Below are 26,231 nucleotides of genomic sequence, written 5' to 3' on the forward strand. Positions count from 1 at the left end.
GGGCGACGATGCACCACTCGAAATTGGAAAGCAATTAATTAGCTTACTAATTGTATACGCATTTTATAAAGTATGGTAATAGCTAAATTGCAAAATACGTACTTTGCTCGTAGCTGGCGATAGTAGCCGGACAGGAATGAATTGTGGGAGATGCCGATGGAACGCCGCCTGCTGACGCTCGACCGTATGAGCATCGCCGTCAGCGTCGAACCGATCTATTGGGAGTTGCTCCAAACGCGCGGCGCGCGCCGGGACATGACCATCGACCTGTATGTCGAACTGAACGCCCCGACCCGGAACCCGGAAAAGCTGGCCCGCTGGATCCGCACCACCTGTGTCGGCGACCTGCGCGAGACCCTGGCGGAGCGCGACGAGACGGATGAATGAGCCCTCGGCGCCCCACGGACCACTCGGCAGAGACGAAAAAGGCGGGCCGAGGCCCGCCTTTCCCTATCCTTACTCGTCGCCCATCTTGAGCGCGGCGATGAAGGCGCTCTGTGGAATTTCGACCTGGCCAAACTGGCGCATGCGCTTCTTGCCTTCCTTCTGCTTGTCCAGCAGCTTGCGCTTGCGGCTGATGTCGCCGCCATAGCACTTGGCGGTCACGTCCTTGCGCATGGCGCTGATGCTCTCGCGGGCGATGATCTTGCCGCCGATGGCGGCCTGCACGGCGATCTTGAAGAGCTGGCGCGGGATCAGTTCCTTCAGGCGTTCGCACAGCTGACGGCCGCGGCGTTCGGACTGGCTGCGGTGGACGATCATCGACAGGGCGTCCACCGGCTCGGCATTCACCAGGATCGACAGCTTCACGAGGTCGCCTTCCTCATAGCTGTCCATCTGGTAGTCGAAGCTGGCATAGCCGCGGCTGATCGACTTCAGCCGGTCGTAGAAGTCGAACACCACCTCGTTCAGCGGCAGGCGGTAGACCAGCATGGCGCGGGCGCCGGCGTAGGTCAGCTCGATCTGCTGGCCGCGCCGCTCGGTGCAAAGCTGCAGGACGCCGCCGAGATACTCGTCGGGCAGCATGATGGTGGCCTTGATCCACGGCTCCTCGATGTGGTCGATCCGCATCACATCGGGCATGTCGGCCGGGTTGTGCAGGTCCCGCACCGTCCCGTCGGTCATCGTCAGCTTGTAGACCACCGAGGGGGCGGTGGTGATCAGGTCGAGGTTGAACTCGCGCTCCAGCCGCTCCTGGATGATCTCCAGATGCAGCAGGCCGAGGAAGCCGCAGCGGAAGCCGAAGCCCAGCGCCGCCGACGTCTCCGCCTCGTAATGGAAGCTGGCGTCGTTCAGCTTCAGCTTGCCCAGGCTGTCGCGCAGCCGTTCGAAATCGGCGGCGTCGACCGGGAACAGGCCGCACCACACCACGGGGATGGACGGCTTGAATCCGGCCAGAGCCTCGGTCGCCGGCTTGCGCTCGTCGGTGATGGTGTCGCCGACCTTGGTCTGAGTGATGTCCTTGATCGCGGCGGTGATGAAGCCCATCTCGCCCGGCCGCAGCTCGCCGGTCAGCAGCGCCTTCGGCGTGAAGACGCCGACGCGGTCCACGTCATGGGCGGAGCCGGCGGCCATGAAGCGGACCTTCTGGTTCACCTTCAGCACGCCGTCGACCACGCGCACCAGGATGACGACGCCGAGATAGGGGTCGTACCAGCTGTCGACCAGCAGGGCCTTCAGCGGCGCATCGGCATCCCCCCGGGGCGGCGGCAGCCGCTTGACCACCGCCTCCAGCACCGCGCCGATGTTGAGGCCGGACTTGGCCGAGATCTCCACCGCGTCGGAGGCGTCCAGCCCGATCACGTCCTCGATCTGCTGCTTGATCCGCTCCGGCTCGGCGGCGGGCAGGTCGATCTTGTTGAGGACCGGGATGATCTCGTGGTTGTTGTCGATCGCCTGATAGACGTTGGCGAGCGTCTGCGCCTCCACCCCCTGGGAGGCGTCGACCACCAGGATCGAGCCCTCGCAGGCGGCCAAGGACCGGCTCACCTCATAGGCGAAGTCGACGTGGCCGGGGGTGTCCATCAGGTTCAGCGTGTACTGCTTGCCGTCCTCGGCCTTGTAGAGCAGGCGGACGGTCTGGGCCTTGATGGTGATGCCGCGCTCGCGCTCGATGTCCATGCTGTCGAGCACCTGTTCGCGCATCTCGCGCGCGTCGAGGCCGCCGCACTGCTGGATCAACCGGTCGGCAAGGGTCGACTTGCCATGGTCGATGTGGGCGATGATCGAGAAATTGCGGATGTGCGAAAGGTCAGTCATCGGGGCCCGGACAAGCGAGAGTTTGCCGGGAACATAGGGCGGACGGCGGATGGGCGCAATGATGGTGTGGTGGGGCGGCCGGGGCTATCGCATCCGACCCGCCCTCCCAAGGGCGCTCACCGCCCCCCAAGCCCCCGATACAACTCCATGTACTCCTCCGCCGGTCCATGCCAGCCGAAGTCCCTCGTCATGGCGCGGCGCTGCATCGTCTGCCAGCGGTCGGGCTTGCGGTAGACGCTCATCGCGCGGCGTAGCGCCCACACCAGTTCCTGGCCGGTGGCGTTGACGAACTGGAAGCCGGTGGCGCTGCCGTCGGCGCTGGCGGCCGGGTTGGCGTCGATCACCGTGTCGGCGAGGCCGCCGGTGCGGCGGACCAGCGGCAGGGTGCCGTATTTCAGGGCGTAGAGCTGGGTCAGGCCGCAGGGCTCGGAGCGCGAGGGCACCAGGAACAGGTCGGAGCCGGCCTGGATGCGGTGGGACAGCGGCTCGTCATAGCCGATGCGGACGCCGATGGACTGCGGGTGCCATTGGGCGAGCTGGCGGAAACCGGCCTCGCTGGAGGCGTCGCCGCTGCCCAGCACCACCAGCTGGCCGCCCCAGGACACCCATTGGCTGGCGGCCTCCAGCACGAGGTCCAGGCCCTTGTGCCAGGTCAGGCGGCTGACCACGGCGGCCAGCGGCGCGTCGGGCCGGCGGTCCAGGCCGAAGGCGGATTGCAGGTCGGACTTGCAGGCATCTTTTCCGCCAAGGTCGTCGGGGGTGTAGCGGGCGGGCAGATGCGGGTCGGTCGCCGGATCCCACACCGCGTAATCGACGCCGTTCAGGATGCCGGTCAGCACGTCGGAGCGGGTGGCGAGCAGGCCCTGCAGGCCGGTGCCGTGCTCCGCCGTCTGGATTTCGTTGGCGTAGGTCGGGCTGACCGTGGTCAGGCGGTCGGCGTAGAAGCAACCCGCCTTCAGGAAACTGATGTTGCCGTAATACTCGACGCCGTCGACGCGGAAGCTGGAGGACGGCAGGCCGATGTCGCCCAGCATCCAGGGGCCGAAGAGGCCCTGATAGGCGATGTTGTGGATGGTCAGCACCGTGCCCGGCCGGAAGGGGCCGGCGAAACGGTCGGGGCGCAGGGCCAGATAGGCGGGGATCAGGCCGGCCTGCCAGTCGTGGCCGTGCAGGATGTCGGGCCGCCACCAGGGATCGTAGGACTTCTCGGCGGCGAAACCGGCGGCGACCCAGGCGAGCGCGGCGAAGCGCAGGGCGTTGTCGCCCCAGTCCTTGCCGTCCGGCCCGAGATAGGGGTTGCCGGGACGGTCGTACAGCGACGGCGCGTCCAGCGCATAGGCCAGCACCCCGTCCGCCGTGCGGCCGATGCACAGCCGGGCGCGGTCGCAGCCGGGCAGGTCGGTGATCAGGTCGCCGACCTCGTGCAGGTTCTGCAGGCTGTTCAGAACGGCGGGATATCCCGGCAGCAGCAGGCGGACATCGGCGCCGGCGGCAATCAGGGCCGGTGGCAGGGCGGCGGACACGTCGGCCAGCCCCCCCGTCTTGACCATCGGGTAGCATTCGGACGTGACGTAGAGGACGCGCATCGGGAAGGCACTCGGGTGAAAGGCGGGAGGGGCGAAAGGCGGGGGAAGGCGGGCCTGCCGCTCACTTGGCCGTCATCCCCGCGCAGGCGGGGATCCAGGCTGTTCCGAAGGACCGGCTTCGGAGGCGCTGGATTCCCGCCTGCGCGGGAATGACGGTCGTAGAGGTGAGGGGTTGGCTTCGGTGGAGGAGGCGGGCGATGGAGGCGGTCTATTCCTTCGGCAGCTTCTCGATCATCTCGCGGGTGATCAGGACGACGCCGCCCTCGCTGCGGTGGAAGCGCTTGGCGTCCAGCTCCGCGTCCTCGCCGACGACGAGGCCGTTGGGGATGCTGACGCCGCGGTCGATCACCACCTTCTTCAGGCGGCAATGGCGGCCGATGTCGCATTCCGGCAGGACCACCGCCTCGTACAGCTCGCTGTAGGAGTTGACGCGGACCGAACTGAACAGCAGCGACCGCCGGACGGTGGACCCGGAGATGATGCAGCCGCCCGAAATCAGGCTGTCCACCGCCATGCCGCGGCGGTTCTCGTCGTCGAAGACGAACTTCGCCGGCGGAAGCTGTTCCTGGTAGGTGAAGATCGGCCAGTCGCGGTTGTACATGTTCAACTGCGGCGTGACGTGGCAGAGGTCCAGGTTGGCTTCCCAATAGGCGTCGATGGTGCCGACGTCGCGCCAGTAGGGGGCGTCGTCCGGCGCGTCGATGATGGCGCTGTCGGCGTAATCGTGGGCGATGATGCGGGCGCCGGCCTTCACCAGATGCGGGATGATGTCCTTGCCGAAGTCACGGCTGGAGCCGGGGGTGGCGACGTCGCGCTCCAGCTGTTCGTAGAGGAACTGGGCGTTGAAGACGTAGATGCCCATGCTGGCCAGCGCCAGATCGGGACGGCCGGGCATCGGCGGCGGGTCGGCCGGCTTCTCGACGAAATCGATGATGCGGCGTTCCTCGTCGATGTGCATCACGCCGAAGCCGCTCGCCTGTTCGCGCGGAACGGCGATGCAGGGCACGGTGACGTCGGCCTTGCGGTCGATGTGGTCCAGCAGCAGCGCCCCGTAATCCATCTTGTAGATGTGGTCGCCGGCCAGAATCAGGACATATTCCGGCTCGTGGTCGCGCAGGATGTCCAGGTTCTGGTACACGGCGTCGGCCGTGCCCTGGTACCACTCCGTCTCGCTGACGCGCTGCTGGGCCGGCAGCAGGTCGCAGAACTCGTTCATCTCGCCGCGGAAGACGTTCCAGCCGCGCTGGAGGTGGCGCAGGAGGCTATGCGACTTGTACTGCGTCAGGACGCCGATGCGGCGGAAGCCGGAATTGACGCAGTTGGACAGCGCGAAGTCGATGATGCGGTACTTGCCGCCGAAATAGGTCGCCGGCTTGGCCCGCCGGTCGGTCAGCTGCTTCAGACGGCTTCCGCGTCCGCCGGCCAGCACCAGCGCTACCGCACGTCGCGGTGCGAGGCGCAGATCGCGTTTGTCGAGCATGGCCGTTACCCCCTTTGCCTTTTTCTTGCGGCCGCTCGGCTGCGGCCTTCCCGATGGAGGCGTTGACGGTGCCACATCTCGCCGCCATGTCCAATAGGCCCGGCGGCGGGTTCGCCTCGGCTGACCCGCCGCATCGCCCGCCCGCCTGCCTAGGCGGAAAGAGAGGCAAGCCGTTCGGACTGGATGGAAGAGGTAGAAGGGCTGCCCCATTCTCGCCGTCCGCGGCGGCAGTGACCGCCGCGCAGGCCGTTTTCTGCACATTTTTTGATCAACTGCCGGAATGACAGCCAGACGGCTGCGCCAAACCTGCGCATCCGGCCCTTTCGTTCGGTCGAAAGCCCGAAAATTGCGGCGGAATGCCGGCTCCGGCATCTGCCCATTTCCTGTGCAAACCCACCCCGCGACTCGCCGGGTGATGCCTGTTCCGGGGTACCGCCCCAGGACAACCCTGACGATTCCAAGCCGTTTTGGGCTGGCACGCTTCTTGTAACGGTGGAGGCGTCCTTGGTCCCGTCCGCCGCCCCGTCTTTGCCGGGGACGGGGCGACCGGGACGGGGTCGCCCCAGTGCGGCGTTTGCGCGCGGAATGCCTCCGGTGCCGCGCCGGCCATGCAGGGGTGGGAGCGATTTTGGAGAAAGAGGAGCCTCGATGAACCGTCTGTTCCTTCTGGCCGCACCGATGATGGCGGTTGCTCTGGGCGCGGTCGGCATGCCGGCCGCAGCCCTTGCCCAGGATGCGGCGGCTGCCGCCGCTGCTGCCGCGCCGGCGGCTCCGGCGCTGAATGGCGGCGACACCGCCTGGATGCTGGTCTCCACGGCGCTGGTGCTGATGATGACCATTCCGGGTCTGGCGCTGTTCTACGGCGGCATGGTCCGCAAGATGAACGTGCTGGCGACGGTGATGCAGAGCTTCGCCATCACCTGCCTGATCAGCGTCCTGTGGTACGTGATCGGCTACAGCCTGGCCTTCACCGGCACCGGCGCCTACATCGGCGGGCTGGACCGGCTGTTCCTGAACGGTCTCGACTTCTCGAAGGCGTTCGTGCTGGGCGAGGCGACCGGAGCCGGTGTGCCGACGACGATCCCCGAGCCGGTCTTCATGATGTTCCAGATGACCTTCGCGATCATCACCCCGGCGCTGATCACCGGTGCCTTCGCGGACCGCATGAAGTTCTCCTCGCTGCTGGTCTTCACCACCCTGTGGTCGATCGTGGTCTATGCGCCGATCGCCCACTGGGTCTGGTATCCGTCGGGCTTCCTCTTCGGCATGGGCGTGCTGGACTTTGCCGGCGGCACGGTCGTGCACATCAACGCGGGCGTCGCCGGTCTGGTCGCCGCGCTGGTGATCGGCAAGCGCAAGGGCTACCCGAAGGAAGCCTTCATGCCGCACAACCTGGTGCTGTCGCTGATCGGCGCCTCGCTGCTGTGGGTGGGCTGGTTCGGCTTCAACGCCGGTTCCGCCCTGACCGCCGGTCCGCGTGCCGGCATGGCCATGGCCGCCACGCACATCGCCACCGCCGGTGCCGCCATGGGCTGGCTGTTCGCGGAGTGGATCGTCAAGGGCAAGCCGTCGATCCTCGGCATCATCTCCGGCGCGGTCGCCGGCCTGGTCGCCGTCACCCCGGCCGCCGGCTTCGTCGACCCGACGGGCGCCATCATCATCGGCATCGTCGCCGGCGTGATCTGCTTCTGGTCGGCCACCAGCCTGAAGCACATGCTGGGCTATGACGACAGCCTGGACGCCTTCGGCGTGCACGGCGTCGGCGGCCTGATCGGCGCCATCCTGACCGGCGTCTTCGCCAAGATGTCGGTGTCCAACGCGGAAGGCGCCTTCGCCGCCGTCCTGCAGGCCGACCCGTCCGCCACCCTGGGCCTGCTGGAAGGCAATGCCGGTGCGGTGTGGATCCAGATCCAGGGCGTGCTCTACACCATGGTGTGGTGCGCCGTCGCCACCTTCGTCCTGCTGAAGGTCATCGACGTGGTGATGGGCCTGCGCGTGGACGAGGATGTGGAGCGCGACGGTCTCGACCTCGCCCTGCACGGCGAGAGCATCCACTAAGAACACTCCCTTTCCCACGGGTCTCTTCGAAAGGGCCGCCGGGCTTCCCGGCGGCCTTTTTCGTTTGCCGATGCGGGAGCGTTGCCCGGTGATTGTTGCGCCTTCGGAAACGCTGTGGCGCGGGCGGGCCGGCTTCACGGCGGGGCCGCGGCGGACTACCTCTGGTGCAACATCAGCGCATTCACTTGGGAGTCCCCGCCATGTCCACCCAGTCCGCCACCACCGGTGTCCGTCCGGTCCTCGCCGCCGTGGAGGGCATGGCCACCTCCGACGGCGCCGGGGTCAGCATGACCCGCATGCTGGGCACGCCCCGCCTGCGCACGCTCGACCCCTTCCTGATGCTGGACCTGTTCGGGTCCGACCAGCCGACCGACTATCTCGCCGGTTTCCCCGACCATCCCCACCGCGGTTTCGAGACGGTCACCTACATGCTGGCCGGCCGCATGCGCCATGCCGACAACCATGGCCATGAAGGCGTGATCGAGACCGGCGGCGTGCAGTGGATGACCGCCGGCCGCGGCCTGATCCACTCGGAGATGCCGGAGCAGACCGAAGGGCTGATGCGCGGCTTCCAGCTGTGGATCAACCTGCCGGCCCGGCTGAAGATGACCGAGCCGCGCTATCAGGAGTTCCCGGCCGCCTCCATCCCGGTGGAGCGGCGCGAGGACGGCGCGACCGTCACCGTGATCGCCGGGGACACCGCCCGCGGCACCGCCGGGCCGGTGCGGGCCGAGGCGACCGACGCCCGCTATTTCGACGTGGCTTTGCCGCCGTCTGTCTCCTTCGCGGAGCCTCTGCCGGCCGGCCACACCGCTTTCCTCGTGCTGTTCGAAGGCACGCTGGATGTCGGCGGCGAGGGGCTGCTGTCGGGACCGCGGGTGATCGTGCTGGGCGACGGCGAGCGGGTGGAGGCGACCGCCGGGCCCGAGGGCGCGCGCTTCCTGCTGCTGGCCGGCGAGCCGATCGGCGAGCCCATCGCCTGGGGCGGTCCCTTCGTCATGAACACGCGCGAAGAGGTGATGCAGGCCTTCCGCGACTTCGAGGAAGGCCGCATCTGATCGGGGGACGCCGCGCGCCGGCCTTCCCTTGGCCGGTCCTTCGGGGCCGGCGCGCGGCATCTCGTGCCTTGCACCCCCGCCACCGCCGGTTATCATGGCGCTTTCCGTGTTAACACGAACGATGGCGGGAGCGGGGGCGATGCGTGCAAAGGGTCTGATGGGTGGCTTCAGGGCGGCTGTCGCCACGGGACTTCTGGCCCTGTCGCTAGCCGGCGGGATCTTTGCCCCGGCACCGGCCGCCGCCGTGGACTTCTCCAAGGCCGCCGCCGATTTCGGGCCGGAGGGCGCCTGGACCAACCAGTGCGACATCGACCGGATGACCGACAGCAAGACCTGCCGGCTGATGATCTACCGCCTGTTCGACGACGGGAAGGATGTCGGCTTCATCGCGCTCAGCGTCATCCCGACCGGCAACGACTTCCACCTGTTCCTGACCACCAGCCAGGGGCTGGTCGACCGCTGCGCCATCCGTGTCGACCGCCAACCGCGGATCGAATCGCATGTCGCGACGCTGAACATGTGCATGTTCCCGAACTTCGTGTCCGGCCGCGTCGCCGACCAGTTCCGCAACGGCTCGACCATCCTGGTCCGCGTCAGTTCCCCGCGCCTGGGCAAGCGTGACATCGATTTCCCGCTGAACGGCTTCTCCCGCACCTTCGAGGAGATGCAGCGCAGCCTGCAGTGAGGGGGAAATCCCCCTCTCCCCCCGGGGAGAGGGTCGGGGTGAGGGGGATGCATAGGGAGGATTCTCGGTTGAGGCACGCAGTGCGATCCCCTCACCCTAACCCTCTCCCCGGGGGGGAGAGGGGATTGTCATGCCTCACCCCGGCAGCCGGTAGCCCGCCGCCGGTTCCTGCATCGGGCAGCCGTTGCGCTCCATGCGGAAGCCGGAGGAGCGGGCGTAGGCGAGGCGGCGGGCGCGCATGATCGAGCCGAGCGGCCGATGCGCGGCCAGACCGTGCCAGGGGCTGAAGGCCAGCCGGTCGTCGCCGGCGCGGGAGCGCTCCTCGCTCCAGGCGGTCTGGGGCGGCACGGTGATGCGGGCGACGGCGCGGTAGGGGCTCAACTCCTCCGGCCACAGCACGCTGGCGTCCTCCACCGGCATGCGCTCCTCGTCGGTGCGCAGCTGGACGCGCAGCTCCCAGACCGCTTCATGGTCGCGGAAGAACTCCACCACCGCCTCGCGCAGGCTATCGGGCTTGCCGTTGACGGTCAGCGGCGCATCGGTCAGCGCCGTCAGGTTGGGCGAGACGGGGACGATCTGCAGCTTGGCGACATGGGCGCCGTGGCGCAGGGCCGCCTGGCTGTAGAAGGTTTCGCCCAGAATGTGGGTCGCGGGATGGCCGCCCAGGGTCTTCAGGGTGGCGCTCTCGCCGCCGAAGGCCTCCACCACCCGTTCGGCAACCCGCAGGGTCGCGGACAGCGCCTTCTTCGCCGTCTCCGCCCGGTCGGTGGTGGCGGCCAGCAGCTTCAGCGTCGACAGGAACTGCTTGGCGTCCGGTGCGGAGAAGACCGGGGCGTTGGCCATCACGAAATCCTGGGTCGCCTGATCCTCCGACCCCGGCAACCGTTCGCCGGTCACGCCCAGCACCTTCACCGCCAGACCGCGCGGGGTCGACACGCTGTCGGGCAGGATGTCGCCCGGCGTCGTCGACAGCCGCAGGATCGCCGGATAGCTCTCCGCCCGCGCGAACAGGCCCTGGGCGAGTTCCGCCGGCAGATCGTCCAGCACGTCCAGCCGGCCGATCAGCAGGCCGTGGCTCTTGGCATGGACGCTGCGGTTGGCGTGGCCGCTATCCTCGTAGGTCTTGCGGCTGATCGACAGCATCGTTTCCGCCAACTCGTCGAAAAGCCGGGCTTCATCGGGACCGGGGCTTTCGACCGACGGCGCATAGGGCAGGGGCTTGGCGGAGGCGGCTGACACGGATGGTGTCTCCCGAATGGGGAAAGGGCGGGTGTAGCCGGGAGAACAGCCGCGGCCATCCCCTGTTCCGCCGCCCCGTTCCGCGGCGGCGCGCTTCCCTGTCGGAGCGGTTCGGGCGGGCGATGGGGGTGCGGCGTCACTCCGCCCGATTGGACTCGGCAGCGAGGTGATTAGTCCGGCTTGCCATATCCCATCCCAAGCCGCAATCGACAGCCTGCGGTTGCCGGCAAACACTTGATGGACAAGAAGACAATCAACCATGGAGGACGGTCGTGGTTGCCTATACGTCGATCTACGGGGAGGTGCTCGAACGGACGGCGTGGGAGGGACGGAACATCGTTCTCCTCACCCAATCGTCGGATCTCGACGCCGAAGTGATGCAGGACATCGTCGCCAAGCTGGACGACGCCTATGATTTCTATTCACGCATCACGGGCCGGATCCCGTCGCCCTACTTTACTTACAACGGCAAGGCCACCATCGCCGAGGTGCAGGATACCTGCGGGGCGGGCTGCGGCTTTCTCGGCTTCACGGGCATCGAGATCATGCCCGAGTACTTCAATATCCTCTATGACGGCGTGCGGGACGCGGGCCTTTACGATCAGGTTCTCTTCTACGAACTTGGACGGAATTTCTGGTTCTACGACCAGCCGCTCAACACGCTGCCGCCCTTCACCACCGGCTTCGCCATCGAGAACCGCTTTCTTTCGATGGAGGCCACAGGCGTGGACGGCCTCTCCTTCAACGGTATGGAATGGGACCAGCTGGTCGCTGCCGTTCAGCAGGACATGGCCCAACTCTATTTTTCAAACCCCAACCTCACCTGGCGCAACACACTCGTCACCGATACGGCCCCGGAGAATCCCTACGGCCTCAACGGAGCCGACCTCGCCGGATCGCTCCTCCACCGCCTCTACGAGGATTTCGGCGAGGACAATTACGCCCGCTTCTGGCAAAGCCTCATCTCCAAGGAGGCGGCGACCACCCCGGAGCAGGCCCGCGCAAACTTCCTGGCTGCGGCGGACGAGGCCACCGGCGTCGATTACAGCTGGCTTTTCAAGGAGGGTTGGCGGTTCGACACCGGAACGGCCGACGGTGAAACGCTGGAGTCGAGCGCGAGGAGGGGCAACCACGCCGTCCTCGGCTTCGGCGGCGACGACACCCTCCGCGGGTCCAGAAGGGCAGAACTGATGGTCGGCGGGCTCGGCGACGACACGCTGCTGGGCGGCCGTGGCGACGACACCCTGCTCGGCAGCGTCGGCGACGATCTGATCCGGGGTGACGAGGGCGCCGATCTGCTCGCCGGAGGCGACGGTGCCGACCGGTTCGTGTTCCGCTCCGTCCGGGACATCGGCAAGGGCGCGCAGCACGACACCATCGTTGATTTCGCCCCGGACGACACCCTGGACCTGCACGGCATCGACGCCAACACCCGCCGGCGCGGCGACCAGTCCTTCACCTTCATCGGTGGCGCCGACTTCGATCGGAAGGCCGGCGAATTGCGCTGGGCCGACGGCATGATCCAGGGGGACGTCAACGGGGACGGACGTACCGACTTCAAGATCACCCTGCAGGGGGTGGACAGCCTCACGGCGTGCAACATCATTCTTTGAGCGTGCGGCGGACCTGAAGTCTGCCCCGATACGACGAACGCCCCGCAGGCTGCCTGCGGGGCGTTCGTCGTCGAGTGGGACATAAGGAGCGGATGCGTGGACCCGGTATGCGGAACCGGATCGGCCGGGATCAATGCCGGGTGCGGGCCGGGGTGACGTAGACGCCGTCCCAATCGACGCCGAACAGGGCGTCGTCGCCGGCCTCTTCGACCAGATCGTCATACTCGTGGGCCTCGATCAGCCCGAAGATGGACGCGGTGCCGGAGGCGTCCAGATCGCAGGTCACCACATGGCCACCCACCTCGACCGAGGTGAAGAACACTTCCGGCAGTTCCATGCTGTCCAGGTCGGCGGTGACCGCACTTTCGATCTCGTGGATGGTACGGGACGAGAGGGAGACCCGGAGCTTCGCCGCCTGGGAGGCCCAGACGATGCGCTTCACGTGGGCCGGCTCCTTCATCTCCGCGATGCCCGACGCCTCGTCGCCTTGGCCGGCCATCGCGATCATCCGGGAAACCAGGGTCGAGGTGCTGCTGGGTGCGCGCATAGAAGCCTCCGCTCGTTCGATGACGACAGATTTGCGCGTAGGCGGTTAACGGGGTCTTAAGCCGGGGGCGAGGCTAAAGCCTTACCCCTGCTGAGGTATGGCCTATCCATTCGGTTCTAGGTGGCGGCAAGGGCGGCGGCGACACCTGCCGCGACCCGCGCATTGTTGCGGATCAGCGCGATGTTGGCGGTCAGGCTGCGCCCGCCGGTGATGCGCTCCAGCGCCGCCAGCAGGTGGGGGGTGATGTCCTTCCCCTTGATCCCATTGGATTCCGCGTTGGCCAGCGCCTGGGCGACGGCGGTTTCCATGGCGTCGGCGTCAAGCTCGTCGGCGGGTGGAATCGGGTTGGCCAGCAGCACGCCGCCTTCCAGGCCAAGCTGCCATTTCGCGCGCAGAATGTCTGCCACCGCAGTTACGTTGTCACAGCGATGATCGACGGGCAGGCCGCTGCGGCGGCTGTAGAAGGCCGGGAATTCATCGGTGCCGAAGCCCAGCACCGGGACTCCGCGGGTCTCCAGCACCTCCAGCGTCTTGGGCAGGTCGAGAATCGACTTGGCCCCGGCGCAGACCACGCAGACCGACGTGCGCGCCAGTTCGTCCAGGTCGGCGGAGATGTCGAAGCTGGTCTCCGCCCCGCGATGCACGCCGCCGATGCCGCCGGTGGCGAAGACGGATATTCCGGCCAGCCGCGCCCCGATCATCGTCGCCGCCACCGTGGTGGCGCCGAGCGCCCGAGTCGCGATGGCGACGGGGAGGTCGCGGCGGCTGAGCTTGCGCACAACGTGGCCGCCGGTCGCCAGACGCTCCAGCGCCTCGTCGTCCAGCCCGATGCGGATGTGCCCGTCCATCACCGCGATGGTGGCGGGGATGGCGCCGGCGGCCCGCACCTCCGCCTCCAGCGCGCGGGCGGTCTCCAGGTTGCGGGGGTAAGGCATGCCGTGGGAGATCACCGTCGATTCCAGCGCCACCACCGGGCGCTTTCCGGCAAGCGCGTCGGCGACCTCGGGGGTGGGCAGCAGGATCGGGTGCATGCGCGGTCTCTTCGATGTTGGGGGGCGGTTTTCGCGCCCTATATTAGGACGCATGTCCGCTGCACACCAATCCAATCCCGGCCAATCCAATCCGGGCCGCCCGCACCCCGACAGGTGGATCAAGGTCCTTCCCGAAGGGCTCTATGTCGAGCCGGGGGGCTTCTACATCGACCCGGTGCGCCCGGTGGAGCGCGCGGTCGTCACCCACGGCCATTCCGACCATGCGAGGCCGGGCAACCGCCATGTGCTGGCGACTCCGGGCACGCTCGCCATCATGCGCCAGCGGATGGGCGCAGGCGTGGGGGGGAGCCTGCAAGCGCTGGAGTATGGCGAGACCTTGCGGATCGGCGATGTCGATGTGCGGCTGGTGCCGGCCGGCCATGTGCTGGGCAGCGCCCAGGTGGTGCTGGAGCATGCCGGGTCGCGCGTCGTCGTGTCGGGCGACTACAAGCGCCGCCTCGACCGCACCTGCGCGCCGTTCGAGCCGGTGCCCTGCGACGTCTTCGTCACCGAGGCGACCTTCGGCCTGCCGGTGTTCCGCCATCCGCCCGACCTGGGGGAGGTGGGAAAGCTGCTGCATTCGATGGAGCTGTTCCCGGAGCGCAGCCATGTCGTCGGCGTCTATGCGCTTGGCAAATGCCAGCGGCTGATCACGCTGCTGCGGGCGGCGGGATACGACCGGCCGATCTGGCTGCATGGCGCGCTGGAGCCCCTGTGCCGGCTCTATAGCGATTGGGGGGTGGAGTTGGGGGAGCTGCGGCCGGCCACGGTGGCGGCGAAGGAGGATCTGAAGGGCGCCCTGGTGCTGGCCCCGCCGGCGGCGGTGGCCGACCGCTGGGCGCGGCGGTTGGCCGATCCGGTGGTGGCGATGGCGTCGGGCTGGATGCGGGTGCGCCAGCGCGCCCGCCAGCGCGGGGTGGAACTGCCGCTGGTCATCTCCGACCATGCCGACTGGGACGAGCTGTGCCGGACGCTGGAGGATGTCGGCGCGCCGGAGGTCTGGGTGACGCATGGGCGGGAGGAGGCGCTGGTCCATTACGCCACCAGCCGCGGCATCCGCGCCCGCGCGCTGGCGCTGATCGGTTTCGAGGACGAGGATTTGGAGGGCGATCCCGAGAAGGCCGGGGAAGGAGAGGCGTCGTGAACCGCTTTGCCGCGCTGATCGACGCGCTGGTCTTCATGCCCTCGCGCAACGGCAAGATCCGCCTGCTGGTCGACCATTTCGCCACCACGCCGGATCCCGACCGCGGATGGGCGCTGGCGGCTCTGACCGGGGCTTTGAGCTTCCGCGAGGCCAAGCCGGCAGCGATCCGCGAACTGGCGGCGACGCGGGTCGATCCGGAGTTGCTGGCGCTGTCCTACGACTATGTCGGCGATCTGGCGGAGACGGTGGCGCTGATCTGGCCGGAGCGGCCGGAGAGAGCCAACAGTTTACCGCCCAGCCTGAACGAGGTGGTGGAGGGGCTGCAGGCCGCCAAGCGCGGGCAGGTGATGGGGCTGGTGGAGGGCTGGCTCGACACACTCGACTCGTCGGGGCGCTTCGCCCTGCTGAAGCTGATCACCGGGGCGCTGCGCATCGGCGTGTCGGCACGGCTGGCCAAGACGGCGCTGGCGGAGTGGGGCAAGGCCGCCCGGCCGGAGGTGAGCGTCGATGACGTGGAGGAGGTCTGGCACGGGCTGACCGCACCCTACGCGGAGCTGTTCGCCTGGCTGGAGGGGCGCGAAGAACGCCCGGCGACCGGGTCCGGCGCCGGCTTTCGGCCGATGATGCTGTCCCACCCGCTGGAGGAGGAGGACCGCGCCGCGCTCGACCCCGCCGCCTATGCCGCGGAATGGAAATGGGACGGCATCCGCGTGCAGATGGTGGCACGGGGCGGGGAACGGCGGCTCTACAGCCGCACCGGCGACGACGTGTCGGGGGCTTTCCCGGACATCGTCGATCACATGAGCTTCGACGCGGTGCTGGACGGCGAACTGCTGGTGGCGCGCGACGGGGTGGTGGCGCCCTTCAACGATCTGCAGCAGCGGTTGAACCGCAAGACGGTGACGGCGCAGATGCTGCGCGACGGGCCGGCCTGGGTGCGGCTCTACGACATCCTGTTCGACGGAGAAGAGGATCTGCGCGGCCTGTCCTTCATCGAACGGCGTGCCCGGCTGGAGCGCTGGTTCGAGGCGGTGCAGCCGCGGCGGATGGATTTGTCGCCGCTGGTGCCCTTCGGCGGCTGGGACGAGTTGGTGGCGATGCGTGAAGGGGCACGGGAGAACGGCATCGAGGGGCTGATGCTGAAACGGCGCGACAGCGCCTATCTGGCCGGGCGGCCGAAGGGGCCCTGGTTCAAGTGGAAGCGCGGGGCGCTGACGCTCGACACCGTGATGATGTACGCCCAGCGCGGCCACGGGAAGCGGTCGAGCTATTATTCCGACTACACCTTCGGCGTCTGGCGCGGGGAGGAGCTGGTGCCGGTCGGCAAGGCTTATTCCGGTTTCACCGACGCCGAACTGATCGAACTGGATCGCTGGGTGCGCAACCACACCACCCGCCGCTACGGGCCGGTGCGCGAGGTGGAGGCCGGTCTGGTGCTGGAAGTCGCCTTCGACAGCGTGCATCCCTCGACCCGGCACAAGAGCGGGCTGGCGATGCGCTTCCCGCGCGTCCACCGCATCCGCTGGGACAAGCCGGCGCACGAGGCGGACAGGCTGGAGACGCTGGCGGCGATGGTGGTGGGGTGAGGGTGGCGATTGCGCCCTCGAGCTATTGCCCCCTCCCCAACCCTCCCCCGCTCACGCGGGAGAGGGGGCTAAACGCGAGAGCGGCGGAGTTCCCTCTCCCACCGGAGGTGGGGGAGGGTTAGGGAGGGGGCGCCGGACAAGCATTTCGGCGCAATCAACACCCCCTCAATACCCCTTGGCCTGTCCCCCGAACACGCCCTTGGCCCAGGCGCCGACGCGGTGGCGCCACTGTTCGTGCCAGATGTAGACGCTACCCTTGACCCAGTTCATCTGGATCGCGCGGCGCTGGCCTTCGAAGGGATAGTGGCCGTGCCAGGAGGTGTCGCTGCGGCGGAAGCACATCAGCGTGCCTTCCTCCGGCGGAACCTCGGCGGCGTAATCCTCAAGGTTCTGGGTGCGCAGGATGCGCAGGCGGCCGCCGGTCGCCTCCCAGGGCGGGTTCATGTAGATCAGGACCGTGATGACCTTGCTGGCCGAATCCGGGTGGATCTTGCCGTCGGTCGGCCGGCACATGCCGCGCGCCGTGAACATCGTCGGATAGTCCGACAGGTCGAGCCCGAACTTGTCGGAAAAGGCCTTGCAGACCTCCGGCCCCTTCAGTTCGGCGATCAGCCGGTCGAAGCTCGGCCCCTGGGGGAAGACGCCCAGCGGGATGGAGCCGGGCTTGTCGACCTTGGGATAGTCGCGGTGCAGATCCTCGAGAAACTCACGCTTCACGAAGCCGGGAACGCACAGGAAGTCGAAGGGGTCGTGCTGCAGAGGGGTGGCGCGGAACTTGTCCAGATCGAGCATGGACATGGGTACTGAACTCCCAACGAGCGTGCCGACAGTGGCATTGCCCCCCAAAACCGGCGTCACTTAAACACGACGGAAGTTTTATGCAATAGGTTTGTCAGGGAAGCAGAGTTCCTGCCGCGCCCGCCATTCGGGACCGACATAGTTGACGATGATCGACTTGCGCACGCCGTCGATCGAACGTTTCTCGAACCCATGCCAAGTATTTCTGGCGGGGATGAAGATCAGGCCTTCATTGAAGGCGTAGGGCGCGCGGGCGACCACCGTCCGCGTCTCGTCCAGCACGTCGGTGCCCCAATGCGAGCAGTTCGGCCCCTTGGACAGATAGATCAGCATCGTGAACTTCTTGACGCCGATGTCGGTGTGCGGCTCCAGCCAGAAGCCGTCGGTGTCCTGGCAATATTCGATGCGCAGGCTGGTGCCGGTCAGGTCGACATTGCAGGTGCGCTGGATCGCCTCCACCACCGGGCGGCCCTGGAAAGCCTGGGCGACCGTCTCGCACACCGCGTATTTCGCCCGGTTCTCCTCGCCGAAGTAAGTGCGCGAGGCGTTGTTGGTCTCGCGCTTGCCGTAGGTGTCGGACACCCGCGGCGGCCCCCAGGGCAGATCGGCAATGGCGTCGGCGGCGTCCTCCGGCAGGGCTTCGGACAGCAGCCAATGATTGTAGGGCGTTTCCGACAGCCGGCTGCGCTCCAGGCAACGGAGGAAGGAGGCCGAAACGGTGTCGGCGGTGGAGGTCGTGGCGAGCGTGTCGGCGGCGATCATGGCGTCGGCTGTCATGGCGGCGATTGATCCGGAAGGAAGGACGGCCCTCGACCGGCCTGACGGAGGGCGGTCGGTTTGCCAGCGCTTATGGCATGGCCCGTCCCCGAACTCCGCAGGCAAAGGATCGCGCCGAAGGGGTGCGCGCATTGGTCGCGCCGCACCCCGCAGCCTTGTTACGCCAGACCGTGCCGCTTCCTGTGCGCGGGCAGGCGGCGCATCACCTCTTCGGCGACGATCCGCGTCTCGTCCATCGGCTGATAGCTCCAATGGTCGAGCGAGCCGTCGAAGGGCCGGGTGATGCCGTCCTGGTACAGGCCGTCATGGAAGGCGCGGAACTTGGGCGACCCGCCGTCCAGCTCGATCACATAGACCGGCTTGCCGGTGGAGCAGGCCTCCGACGTCATCGACACGCTGTCGCAGGTCACCACCACGGCGTCGGCGAGGCCGAGATAGGCGAAATAGGGGTTCTCGCCGGTGCCGTCCCACACCTCCGCCGGCAGGCCGGACAGGCGGGCGCGCAGGATCGCCTCGTTGTCGGCGCCGGTCCGGCGCGACGGGGTGACCATCAGCCCGGCGCCATGGGTGCGCGTCAGGTTGGCCAGCCGTTCGGCCACGTCGCCCATGATGGTGGGCGTCAGGCGGTAGACGCCGTTGTCTCCGCCGATCAGCACGGCGATGCGCGGGTGCGGCAGATGGGCCAGCCGCGGGGCGAAGCGTTCGGCCGCGTCGGCCAGGATGGCGGGCGTCACCCGATGCAGCGCGCCGCGCGTCACCAGCACGTTGTCGGCGCGCAGCTTGTCGTGGCGCGGCACGACGACCAGATCGAAATGCCGCGGGCTCATCACCGGATCCTGGATCTGGACGGTGAAGGTCCGCCCGCGCGACTGGCGGCGCACCGCCAGCGAGACGGCGATGGACTGCCGGCCGGTGCCGATCAGGATGTCGGGCCAGGGCGGCTCCACCGGATCGCCCTTGGGGCCGGCGGCGAAGCGGTTGCCGATGCGCCAGTAGGGGGTCAGCTGGCGCCAGGGGGTGCGCAGGCGGACACGCTTGATCACCGGCGTCAGGCCCAGCGCCTCGGCCAGCCCGATGCACTGGTTTTCCATGCCGGCCTTGCCGTCCGACACCACCCAGCAGGTCAAGGATTGCATGAGAACTCGGATCGTTGGGGCTGCGAAGGGGATTGCGGCGAAAAGACCGGTATCCGGGTTGCTCGCCCTTGCGGGGGTTTCGGTCTTGGCGTAGACACCATGCCCGTGTAATATCCTTTCTCCAAATCATCCCCGGAGCGACCGAGTAAAACCATGCGGCGGGTCAAACTCGACCGAATTGACCGTCGGATTCTGCGCGATCTGCAGAACGACGGCCGGATGACCAACGTGGAGCTTGCCCGACGTGCCGGCATCTCCGCTCCGCCCTGCCTGCGCCGCGTCCGCGCGCTGGAGGAGGCGGGATTCATCCGTGGCTACCACGCCGACGTCAACCCCGATGCACTGGGGTTTGGCGTCACGGTGTTCGCCCAGGTCGGCCTCAGCAGCCAGGCCGAAGCGGACCTAAAGAAATTCGAGGAGCTCGTCAACAGCTGGCCGCTCGTGCGTGAGTGCAACATGCTGGCCGGCGAATATGATTTCGTCCTGAAGATCGTGGCGGAGGACTGGGACGACTACCAGCGCTTCCTGACGACCAAGCTGACGTCGGCGCCCAACGTCGCCCATGTCAAGTCGGCCCTGTCGATCCGCACCAGCAAGCACACCCCCGGCGTTCCCATCGACGTCGATTCGCCCGACATCCCGGAAGGGACCGAGGACGACGAGGACGAGGATTTCGTCGAGGACGTGGCCGAGACGCCGCCCGCCCGCGCCACCCGGCGCTGAACGGGCAAGGCATAACGGCCTTTCTACAGGGAGGATGCGGCGAGCGCCTGGAGCAGGCCCGCCGCGGCTCCCCCCAGCACCACCCAGTGGATCGCCACGCCGCGCCGGGTCAGGGCGTAGAGCGCGGCTAGCATGATCGCCCAGGTCCAGATCATCTGTCCTGCCGGCTGCCCGTCCGGCAGCAGCACCGCCATCCCCAGATAGACTCCTAAGTTCAGGATCACCCCCACCACCGCCGCGGCGATGGCGGCCAGCGCCCCCGCGGCCAGACGGTTGTGGATCAGCCGCTCCACATAGGGGGCGCCAGCGAAGATGAACAGGAAGCAGGGCAGGAAGGTGACGTAGGTCGTCAGCGCCGCCCCCAGCGTTCCCGCCAGCGCCGGCGACAGCCCACCCGGCCGGTTCCAGCCGGCGAAGAAGCCGACATATTGCGTGACCAGGATCAGCGGCCCCGGCGTCGTCTCGGCCAGGGCCAGCCCGTCGACCATCTCGCGCGGGCCGAGCCAGCCATAGGCGTCCACCGCCTGCCCGGCGATATAGGGCAGCACGGCATAGGCGCCGCCGAAGGTGACGAAGGCCGCCTTGGTGAACAGCGCCGCGATGCCGCGCCAGGGATCGGTCCCGAAGGCCAGCAGCACCGCCCCCACCGGCACCGCCCACAGCAGGACGAACAGCGCCGCCAGAACCAGCAGCCGGCCGGGCTTGGGCGCCGGCTCCGCAGCGTCCTCCATGGCATCGCCGTCCGCCACCGGATGCGGGTGGGCGAACCAGTGGCGGCCCATCCGCGCCGCGACGCCGCCGACCACCGCCGCGGCGCCGATGACCAGCGGGAAGGGCAGATTCAGCGCGAACAGCGCCAGGAAGGCGGCGCCGGCCATCGCCACCGCTGCCGGACCCTTCAGCGTGCGGCGGCCCATCCGCCAGACCGCGGCGACGATGATCGCCACCACCGCCGGCTTGATGCCGTCGAACAGCGCGCCGACCAGCCCGGTATCGCCATGGGCGGCGGCGATCCAGGACAGGGCGAGCAGGACAAGGGCGCCCGGCAGCACGAACAGTCCGCCCGCCACCAGCCCGCCGCGCACCCCGTGCAGCCGCCAGCCGATGTAGGTGGCGAGCTGCTGCGCCTCCGGACCCGGCAGCAGCATGCAGAAGTTCAGCGCGTGCAGGAACCGCGTCTGGTCGATCCAGCGGCGGCGGTCGACCAGCTCGCTCTGCATCATCGCGATCTGCCCGGCCGGCCCGCCGAAGCTGGTCAGCCCCAGCCGCAGCCAGTAGAGGCAGAAGGTGCCGAAGGCGGGGACCGTGGCGGACGGCGGCGGAGCGGGCGGGGCGGGGGTGTCGGTCATGGGGCCGTACCCTAACGCAAATGCCGCCGCAAGGCAGCGTCCACCATCGGACAGGGCGAGTTCCGGGGACAATTGAGGGGCGGCCATGGCCTTCCGCAGCGCCGGGGTTTAATATTGCAACCGCGAGCGCCGCCGTCGTGGCCGGCGCCGGGTGTCGGGGACGCTGGAGAATGAAGGCTTCCGCCCGCGGTCGCGCGGCTGTGTTGAGTGCGGCGCTGTGTGCCGGTATCGGGTTGTTCGCCGCCGGGATGTCGACCGTGGCGGCACCGGCCCATGCCGCGGTCGGCGTCCACGCCGAAGAGATCGTCCGCTTTCCGTCCACCGATGGCGACCTGACCGGCGGGGCGCCGACGATGCTGACCGGGCGGCTGCTGCGTCCCGCGGGCGCCGGTCCGCACCCGGCGGTGGTCATGCTGCATGGCTGCGGCGGCCTCTATGCCCGCAACGGCCGGGTGTCGCCGCGCCATGTCTGGTGGGCGACCCACTTGCAGCGCCAGGGCTACGAGGTGCTGATGGTCGACAGCTTCGGCCCGCGCGACGTGGAGGAGGTCTGCACCACCGCGCTGAAGGACCGCACCGTCCGCGCCACGGTGGAGCGCAAGCGCGATGCCTGGGGCGCGCTGGCCTTCCTGCGCAGGCGGCCGGAGGTGGATCATGACCGCATCGGCCTGATCGGCTGGTCGCAGGGGGCGGGCACCGTGCTGGCCGCCTATGGCGCCGGGGAAGACGGGCCGGCGGGATCGGAAGCCGGCGGTTTCCGCGCCGCCGTGGCCTTCTATCCGGGCTGCCGTGCGTCGCTGAGCAATGAGGACTGGCAACCCGACGGTCCGCTGCTGCTGCTGGTCGGCGACAAGGACGACTGGACACCGCCGGAGGCCTGCGCCGAGTTGGCCGGGCGCGAGGGGGTGAAGGACAGGATGGAACTGGTGGTCTATCCCGACGCCTATCACGGCTTCGACGCGCCCGACGCCCCGGTGCGCAAGCGCAACGACCTCGCCACCGCACCCGATGGAACGGCCCATGTCGGCACGAACGAAGACGCCCGCTCGGACGCGATCCGGCGGGTGACGGAATTCTTCAGGGATAAGCTGCGGGGGTGAGGGGGCCTGATGTCCCCTCTCCCTGGTGGGGAGAGGGGAAAACCCTCAGCGGAACTCGACCGAAACGATCTCGTACAGCTTGGAGCCGCCGGGGGTGGAGACCTCCACGCTGTCGCCGACGGACTTGTTGATCAGGGCGCGGGCCAGCGGCGCCTGGATCGACAGCAGGCGGTTCTTGATGTCGCTCTCGTCCTGGCCGACGATCTGGTAGGTCGTCTCCTCATCCGTGTCCTGGTCGGCCAGGGTCACGGTCGCACCGAACTTCACGGTATTGCCCGTCAGCTTGGCCGGGTCGATGACCTCGGCACGGCTGATCTTGTCCTCAAGCTCCAGCACGCGGCCTTCGATGAAGCTCTGACGTTCGCGCGCCGCGTGATACTCGGCGTTTTCCGAAAGGTCGCCGTGTTCGCGGGCTTCCGCGATGGCTTTGATGACCGCCGGGCGTTCGGTGATCTTAAGGTGCTTCAATTCCTCCTGGAGGCGGTTGAAGCCCGCCGCTGTCATCGGAACTTTTTCCATGTTCGGTCCATCACCGCTTGCAGTCGTTCGACCTGTCCAAAGCGACATCAAGGACGAAGACGGCGCGGAGGAGGTCCGCCGCGCCGTCGTCCGTCCTTAATACGATCCGCTAAGGTACGACTGCAACGGGGCGACTTCAAGGCTGCCGTTCCGGAGTGCGGCAATCGCTTCCACTGCCGCGCGTGCGCCCGCCACGGTGGTGTAATACGGAATGTTGTAGGTCAGCGCGGTGCGACGCAGGCTGAAGCTGTCGGACAGCGCCTGGGCGCCTTCCGTGGTGTTGATGACCAGATGCACGTCGCCGTTGATCATGGCGTCGACGATGTGCGGCTGCCCTTCGACGACCTTGTTGATGGTTTCCGCCGGCACGCCGGCGTCGCTGAGCACCTTGGCGGTGCCCGACGTGGCGAGGATGCGGAAGCCCATGTCGTGCAGCTTCTTGGAGATCACCGCCAGCGCCGGCTTGTCGCGGTCCTTGACCGAGACGAAGACGCTGCCCTTGACCGGCAGGGTGACGCCGGCACCGAGCTGCGCCTTGGCGAAGGCGAGCGCGAAGTTGTGGTCGAGGCCCATGACCTCGCCCGTCGACTTCATCTCCGGACCCAGAACGATGTCGACGCCGGGGAAGCGGGCGAAGGGGAAGACGGCTTCCTTGACCGCGGTGTGCGGCGGCGTCGGGCCGTTCAGGGTGAAGGCGCCCAGCTTCTCCCCCGCCATGACGCGGGCAGCGATCTTGGCGATGGCGGTGCCGGTGGCCTTGGCGACGAAGGGCACCGTGCGGCTGGCGCGCGGGTTGACCTCCAGGATGTAGACGGTGCCGTCCTTGACCGCGAACTGCACGTTCATCAGCCCGACCACCTTCAGCGCATGGGCGAGCGCGTCCGACTGGCGGTTGATCTCGGCGATGATGTCGGCCGGCAGCGTGTAGGGCGGCAGGGCGCAGGCGCTGTCGCCGGAATGGATGCCGGCCTCCTCGATGTGCTCCATCACGCCGGCGACATACACGTCGGTGCCGTCGCAGACGACGTCGACGTCGACCTCGATGGCGTCCTGCAGGTAGCTGTCGATCAGCACCGGGTTCTTGCCCGACACCTGCACGGCGGTGCCCATGTAGCGCTGGAGCCCGGCCATGTCGTGGACGATCTCCATCGCCCGGCCGCCCAGCACGTAGGACGGACGGATGACGACCGGGAAGCCGATGCGGGTGGCCACCGCCTCCGCCTCTTCCAGCGAGCGGGCGAGGCCGTTGGCCGGCTGCTTCAGGTTCAGCTCATGCAGCAGCTTCTGGAAGCGCTCGCGATCCTCGGCCAGATCGATGGCGTCGGGCGAGGTGCCGAGGATCGGGATGCCAGCGGCTTCCAGCGCGGCGGCGAGCTTCAGCGGGGTCTGGCCGCCGAACTGCACGATGCAGCCCAGCACATTGCCCTTGCGCTGCTCGACCCGCACCAGCTCCACCACGTCCTCGGCCGTCAGCGGCTCGAAATACAGGCGGTCGGCGGTGTCGTAGTCGGTGGAGACGGTCTCCGGGTTGCAGTTGACCATGATGGTCTCGATGCCGGCCTCCTGCAGGGCGTAGACGGCATGGACGCAGCAATAGTCGAACTCGATGCCCTGGCCGATGCGGTTCGGACCGCCGCCGAGGATGACGACCTTCTTCGCTTCGGTCGGGTCGGACTCGCACTCCGCCTCGCCGGTCCCGTCGGTCTCGTAGGTCGAGTACATGTAGGGGGTGGCGGAGGCGAATTCGGCGGCGCAGGTGTCGATGCGCTTGTAGACCGGGGTGACGCCGGCCATGCGGCGCGCGGTGGCGACCGCGGCCTCGGTGGTCTTGGCCAGTTCGGCCAGACGGGCGTCGGAGAAGCCCATCTGCTTCAGCTTCAGCCAGCCGGCCTTGTCGGTCGGCAGGCCGTCGGCGCGGATCGCCGCCTCGCGGTCGGTGATCGCCTTGATCTGCTCAAGGAACCACGGGTCGTATTTGGAGACGGCCTGGACCTCGTCAACGGTGAAGCCGTGGCGGAAGGCCTGGGCGATCACCAGCAGGCGGTCGGGCGTCGGGGTGGCGAGCGCGCCGCGGATGGCGGTGCGGTCCGGGTTCTCTTCCCCGCCGATCTTCACCTCGTTGAAGCCGGTCAGGCCGGTCTCCATCGAACGCAGGGCCTTCTGCACCGACTCTTGGAAGGTGCGGCCGATCGACATCGCCTCGCCCACCGACTTCATCGAGGTGGTCAGCAGCGGCTCCGACCCCTTGAACTTCTCGAAGGTGAAGCGCGGCATCTTGGTGACGACATAGTCGATCGTCGGCTCGAAGCTCGCGGGCGTGGTGCCGGTGATGTCGTTGGTCAGCTCGTCCAGACGGTAGCCGACGGCCAGCTTGGCGGCGATCTTGGCGATCGGGAAGCCGGTGGCCTTCGACGCCAGCGCCGAGGAGCGCGACACGCGCGGGTTCATCTCGATGACGATCAGGCGGCCGTTGGCCGGGTTGACCGCGAACTGGACGTTCGAGCCGCCGGTGTCCACGCCGATCTCGCGCAGCACGGCGATCGAGGCGTCGCGCATGATCTGGTATTCTTTGTCGGTCAGCGTCAGCGACGGCGCCACCGTGATCGAGTCGCCGGTGTGGACGCCCATCGGATCGATGTTCTCGATGGCGCAGACGATGATGCAGTTGTCGGCGCCGTCGCGCACGACCTCCATCTCATATTCCTTCCAGCCCAGCACCGATTCCTCGATCAGCACCTCGCCGACCGGGCTGGCGCGCAGGCCGCCGCGCACGATGTCCTCGAACTCCGCCCGGTTGTAGGCGATGCCGCCGCCGGTGCCGGCCAGGGTGAAGCTGGGACGGATGATCGCCGGCAGCCCGACGAACTCCAGCGCGTCCATCGCCTCGTCCAGCGTGCGGACCATGCGCGACTTCGGCGATTCGAGGCCCAGCTTGTCCATGGCGTCGCGGAAGAGGATACGGTCCTCGGCCTTGGCGATGACGTCGCGCTTGGCGCCGATCATCTCCACGCCGAGGCGCTCCAGCGTGCCGTCGTCGGACAGCGCCATCGCCGTGTTCAGCGCGGTCTGGCCGCCCATGGTCGGCAAGAGGGCGTCGGGGCGCTCCTTCTCCAGGATCTTGGCGACCACCGCCGGGGTGATCGGCTCGATGTAGGTGGCGTCGGCCAGACCGGGGTCGGTCATGATGGTGGCCGGGTTGGAGTTGACGAGGATGACCCGGTAGCCTTCCTCGCGCAGCGCCTTGCAGGCCTGGACGCCGGAATAATCGAACTCGCATGCCTGTCCGATGACGATCGGACCCGCGCCGATGATGCAGATGGATTTGATGTCGGTGCGTTTGGGCATGGGTCCGCTTCTCTGAAGTGTGGTCAGCCGAAAACCCCCCGGCACCGGAGGACCGGAGACGGAGAGCGGGGATGGGCATGTCGTGCAAGGCCCCCTTATAGGGGGTTCGGGGCCGGGGGGGAAGGGGTGGCATGGATGTCACCCTCGCATGACTGAATCTCGGGCACGGCACCGCCGCCCTATGCGGGTCTTGAACCG

General features: G+C 67.9%; 21 protein-coding genes. 9 read left to right on the forward strand and 12 right to left on the reverse strand.

Annotated elements, in window-relative coordinates; translation table 11 throughout:
* The first annotated feature begins 156 nt into the window (after window positions 1–156).
* Window positions 157–387: a hypothetical protein gene (locus tag VD964_RS16980; protein WP_324869696.1), complete on the forward strand. Its 231-nt coding sequence runs from the start codon at window positions 157–159 to the stop codon at window positions 385–387.
* A 69-nt stretch (window positions 388–456) separates the two neighbouring features.
* Here the strand turns inward: VD964_RS16980 and lepA are convergent, their stop codons facing one another.
* The 3 genes from lepA to glgC all read right to left on the reverse strand — a co-directional run bounded on the left by lepA (window position 457) and on the right by glgC (window position 5,325).
* Entirely contained in the window at window positions 457–2,259 is a 1,803-nt protein-coding gene (gene lepA, locus VD964_RS16985; protein WP_324869697.1) for a translation elongation factor 4, read from the reverse strand.
* A gap of 116 nt (window positions 2,260–2,375) precedes the next feature.
* Window positions 2,376–3,845, reverse strand: coding sequence for a glycogen synthase GlgA (gene glgA / locus VD964_RS16990; protein ID WP_324869698.1), 1,470 nt, complete (start codon window positions 3,843–3,845; stop codon window positions 2,376–2,378).
* A 208-nt stretch (window positions 3,846–4,053) separates the two neighbouring features.
* On the reverse strand, window positions 4,054–5,325 hold the full coding sequence (glgC, locus tag VD964_RS16995) for a glucose-1-phosphate adenylyltransferase (protein ID WP_324869699.1): 1,272 nt from the start codon (window positions 5,323–5,325) through the stop codon (window positions 4,054–4,056).
* A gap of 648 nt (window positions 5,326–5,973) precedes the next feature.
* Between glgC and VD964_RS17000 the strand changes: the two genes are divergently transcribed.
* From VD964_RS17000 to VD964_RS17010, 3 genes are all read left to right on the forward strand, one after another.
* Window positions 5,974–7,383 carry an ammonium transporter gene (locus VD964_RS17000; RefSeq protein ID WP_063633583.1) on the forward strand — a complete coding sequence of 470 codons (1,410 nt, stop codon included), beginning with the start codon at window positions 5,974–5,976 and terminating at the stop codon, window positions 7,381–7,383.
* A 200-nt stretch (window positions 7,384–7,583) separates the two neighbouring features.
* Window positions 7,584–8,441 carry a pirin family protein gene (locus VD964_RS17005; RefSeq protein WP_324869700.1) on the forward strand — a complete coding sequence of 286 codons (858 nt, stop codon included), beginning with the start codon at window positions 7,584–7,586 and terminating at the stop codon, window positions 8,439–8,441.
* A 139-nt stretch (window positions 8,442–8,580) separates the two neighbouring features.
* The gene (locus tag VD964_RS17010) at window positions 8,581–9,126 is read left to right on the forward strand and encodes a hypothetical protein (protein WP_324869701.1); all 546 of its coding nucleotides are present in this window, start codon (window positions 8,581–8,583) and stop codon (window positions 9,124–9,126) included.
* A 135-nt stretch (window positions 9,127–9,261) separates the two neighbouring features.
* Here VD964_RS17010 and VD964_RS17015 read toward each other — a convergent pair whose 3' ends face one another.
* Complete coding sequence (locus VD964_RS17015; RefSeq protein ID WP_324869702.1) at window positions 9,262–10,365, reverse strand: catalase family protein; 1,104 nt, start codon at window positions 10,363–10,365, stop codon at window positions 9,262–9,264.
* A gap of 272 nt (window positions 10,366–10,637) precedes the next feature.
* Between VD964_RS17015 and VD964_RS17020 the strand changes: the two genes are divergently transcribed.
* Window positions 10,638–11,978 (forward strand): calcium-binding protein, encoded by a 1,341-nt coding sequence (locus VD964_RS17020; protein ID WP_324869703.1) that lies wholly within the window; start codon window positions 10,638–10,640, stop codon window positions 11,976–11,978.
* A gap of 130 nt (window positions 11,979–12,108) precedes the next feature.
* Here the strand turns inward: VD964_RS17020 and VD964_RS17025 are convergent, their stop codons facing one another.
* Together VD964_RS17025 and VD964_RS17030 are read right to left on the reverse strand one after the other, a co-directional pair.
* On the reverse strand, window positions 12,109–12,525 hold the full coding sequence (locus VD964_RS17025; RefSeq protein WP_324869704.1) for a hypothetical protein: 417 nt from the start codon (window positions 12,523–12,525) through the stop codon (window positions 12,109–12,111).
* 116 nt (window positions 12,526–12,641) lie between these two features.
* Window positions 12,642–13,556 carry a pseudouridine-5'-phosphate glycosidase gene (locus VD964_RS17030; protein ID WP_324869705.1) on the reverse strand — a complete coding sequence of 305 codons (915 nt, stop codon included), beginning with the start codon at window positions 13,554–13,556 and terminating at the stop codon, window positions 12,642–12,644.
* 52 nt (window positions 13,557–13,608) lie between these two features.
* Between VD964_RS17030 and VD964_RS17035 the strand changes: the two genes are divergently transcribed.
* Both VD964_RS17035 and VD964_RS17040 read left to right on the forward strand, forming a co-directional pair.
* Complete coding sequence (locus tag VD964_RS17035; RefSeq protein ID WP_324869706.1) at window positions 13,609–14,700, forward strand: ligase-associated DNA damage response exonuclease; 1,092 nt, start codon at window positions 13,609–13,611, stop codon at window positions 14,698–14,700.
* The gene (locus VD964_RS17040) at window positions 14,697–16,286 is read left to right on the forward strand and encodes a cisplatin damage response ATP-dependent DNA ligase (RefSeq protein ID WP_324869707.1); all 1,590 of its coding nucleotides are present in this window, start codon (window positions 14,697–14,699) and stop codon (window positions 16,284–16,286) included. Before VD964_RS17035 ends, VD964_RS17040 begins: the two co-directional genes overlap by 4 nt.
* Before the next feature lie 165 nt (window positions 16,287–16,451).
* On the opposite strand, the gene VD964_RS17045 is transcribed toward VD964_RS17040, so the two are convergent.
* The 3 genes from VD964_RS17045 to VD964_RS17055 all read right to left on the reverse strand — a co-directional run bounded on the left by VD964_RS17045 (window position 16,452) and on the right by VD964_RS17055 (window position 18,997).
* A complete protein-coding gene (locus VD964_RS17045) occupies window positions 16,452–17,084 on the reverse strand; it encodes a 2OG-Fe(II) oxygenase (RefSeq protein WP_324869708.1) in 633 nt (210 codons plus the stop codon).
* Window positions 17,085–17,162: 78 nt separating this feature from the next.
* Window positions 17,163–17,861 carry a 2OG-Fe(II) oxygenase gene (locus VD964_RS17050; protein WP_324869709.1) on the reverse strand — a complete coding sequence of 233 codons (699 nt, stop codon included), beginning with the start codon at window positions 17,859–17,861 and terminating at the stop codon, window positions 17,163–17,165.
* Window positions 17,862–18,019: 158 nt separating this feature from the next.
* A complete protein-coding gene (locus tag VD964_RS17055; RefSeq protein ID WP_324869710.1) occupies window positions 18,020–18,997 on the reverse strand; it encodes a mitochondrial fission ELM1 family protein in 978 nt (325 codons plus the stop codon).
* A 153-nt stretch (window positions 18,998–19,150) separates the two neighbouring features.
* Here VD964_RS17055 and VD964_RS17060 point away from each other — a divergent pair, with 153 nt between their 5' ends.
* Window positions 19,151–19,720 (forward strand): Lrp/AsnC family transcriptional regulator, encoded by a 570-nt coding sequence (locus VD964_RS17060; RefSeq protein ID WP_324869711.1) that lies wholly within the window; start codon window positions 19,151–19,153, stop codon window positions 19,718–19,720.
* 23 nt (window positions 19,721–19,743) lie between these two features.
* On the opposite strand, the gene chrA is transcribed toward VD964_RS17060, so the two are convergent.
* The gene (gene chrA / locus VD964_RS17065; RefSeq protein WP_324869712.1) at window positions 19,744–21,069 is read right to left on the reverse strand and encodes a chromate efflux transporter; all 1,326 of its coding nucleotides are present in this window, start codon (window positions 21,067–21,069) and stop codon (window positions 19,744–19,746) included.
* A gap of 170 nt (window positions 21,070–21,239) precedes the next feature.
* Between chrA and VD964_RS17070 the strand changes: the two genes are divergently transcribed.
* Window positions 21,240–22,169 (forward strand): dienelactone hydrolase family protein, encoded by a 930-nt coding sequence (locus VD964_RS17070; RefSeq protein WP_324869713.1) that lies wholly within the window; start codon window positions 21,240–21,242, stop codon window positions 22,167–22,169.
* A gap of 45 nt (window positions 22,170–22,214) precedes the next feature.
* Here VD964_RS17070 and greA read toward each other — a convergent pair whose 3' ends face one another.
* Together greA and carB are read right to left on the reverse strand one after the other, a co-directional pair.
* Window positions 22,215–22,688 (reverse strand): transcription elongation factor GreA, encoded by a 474-nt coding sequence (greA, locus tag VD964_RS17075; protein ID WP_063633617.1) that lies wholly within the window; start codon window positions 22,686–22,688, stop codon window positions 22,215–22,217.
* A gap of 96 nt (window positions 22,689–22,784) precedes the next feature.
* Window positions 22,785–26,033, reverse strand: coding sequence for a carbamoyl-phosphate synthase large subunit (gene carB, locus VD964_RS17080; protein WP_324869714.1), 3,249 nt, complete (start codon window positions 26,031–26,033; stop codon window positions 22,785–22,787).
* Window positions 26,034–26,231 lie beyond the last annotated feature (198 nt).

The sequence above is a fragment of the Azospirillum sp. genome, assembly GCF_035628975.1.
GTDB lineage: Bacteria > Pseudomonadota > Alphaproteobacteria > Azospirillales > Azospirillaceae > Azospirillum.

What these genes read in the sequence shown, in the direction of transcription:
- VD964_RS16980 (WP_324869696.1), top strand. Translation starts at nt 157, where the DNA reads ATGGAACGCCGCCTGCTGACGCTCGACCGTATGAGCATCGCCGTCAGC.
- lepA (WP_324869697.1), bottom strand. Translation starts at nt 2,259, where the DNA reads ATGACTGACCTTTCGCACATCCGCAATTTCTCGATCATCGCCCACATC.
- glgA (WP_324869698.1), bottom strand. Translation starts at nt 3,845, where the DNA reads ATGCGCGTCCTCTACGTCACGTCCGAATGCTACCCGATGGTCAAGACG.
- glgC (WP_324869699.1), bottom strand. Translation starts at nt 5,325, where the DNA reads ATGCTCGACAAACGCGATCTGCGCCTCGCACCGCGACGTGCGGTAGCG.
- VD964_RS17000 (WP_063633583.1), top strand. Translation starts at nt 5,974, where the DNA reads ATGAACCGTCTGTTCCTTCTGGCCGCACCGATGATGGCGGTTGCTCTG.
- VD964_RS17005 (WP_324869700.1), top strand. Translation starts at nt 7,584, where the DNA reads ATGTCCACCCAGTCCGCCACCACCGGTGTCCGTCCGGTCCTCGCCGCC.
- VD964_RS17010 (WP_324869701.1), top strand. Translation starts at nt 8,581, where the DNA reads ATGCGTGCAAAGGGTCTGATGGGTGGCTTCAGGGCGGCTGTCGCCACG.
- VD964_RS17025 (WP_324869704.1), bottom strand. Translation starts at nt 12,525, where the DNA reads ATGCGCGCACCCAGCAGCACCTCGACCCTGGTTTCCCGGATGATCGCG.
- VD964_RS17030 (WP_324869705.1), bottom strand. Translation starts at nt 13,556, where the DNA reads ATGCACCCGATCCTGCTGCCCACCCCCGAGGTCGCCGACGCGCTTGCC.
- VD964_RS17035 (WP_324869706.1), top strand. Translation starts at nt 13,609, where the DNA reads ATGTCCGCTGCACACCAATCCAATCCCGGCCAATCCAATCCGGGCCGC.
- VD964_RS17045 (WP_324869708.1), bottom strand. Translation starts at nt 17,084, where the DNA reads ATGTCCATGCTCGATCTGGACAAGTTCCGCGCCACCCCTCTGCAGCAC.
- VD964_RS17050 (WP_324869709.1), bottom strand. Translation starts at nt 17,861, where the DNA reads ATGACAGCCGACGCCATGATCGCCGCCGACACGCTCGCCACGACCTCC.
- VD964_RS17055 (WP_324869710.1), bottom strand. Translation starts at nt 18,997, where the DNA reads ATGCAATCCTTGACCTGCTGGGTGGTGTCGGACGGCAAGGCCGGCATG.
- VD964_RS17060 (WP_324869711.1), top strand. Translation starts at nt 19,151, where the DNA reads ATGCGGCGGGTCAAACTCGACCGAATTGACCGTCGGATTCTGCGCGAT.
- chrA (WP_324869712.1), bottom strand. Translation starts at nt 21,069, where the DNA reads ATGACCGACACCCCCGCCCCGCCCGCTCCGCCGCCGTCCGCCACGGTC.
- VD964_RS17070 (WP_324869713.1), top strand. Translation starts at nt 21,240, where the DNA reads ATGAAGGCTTCCGCCCGCGGTCGCGCGGCTGTGTTGAGTGCGGCGCTG.
- greA (WP_063633617.1), bottom strand. Translation starts at nt 22,688, where the DNA reads ATGGAAAAAGTTCCGATGACAGCGGCGGGCTTCAACCGCCTCCAGGAG.
- carB (WP_324869714.1), bottom strand. Translation starts at nt 26,033, where the DNA reads ATGCCCAAACGCACCGACATCAAATCCATCTGCATCATCGGCGCGGGT.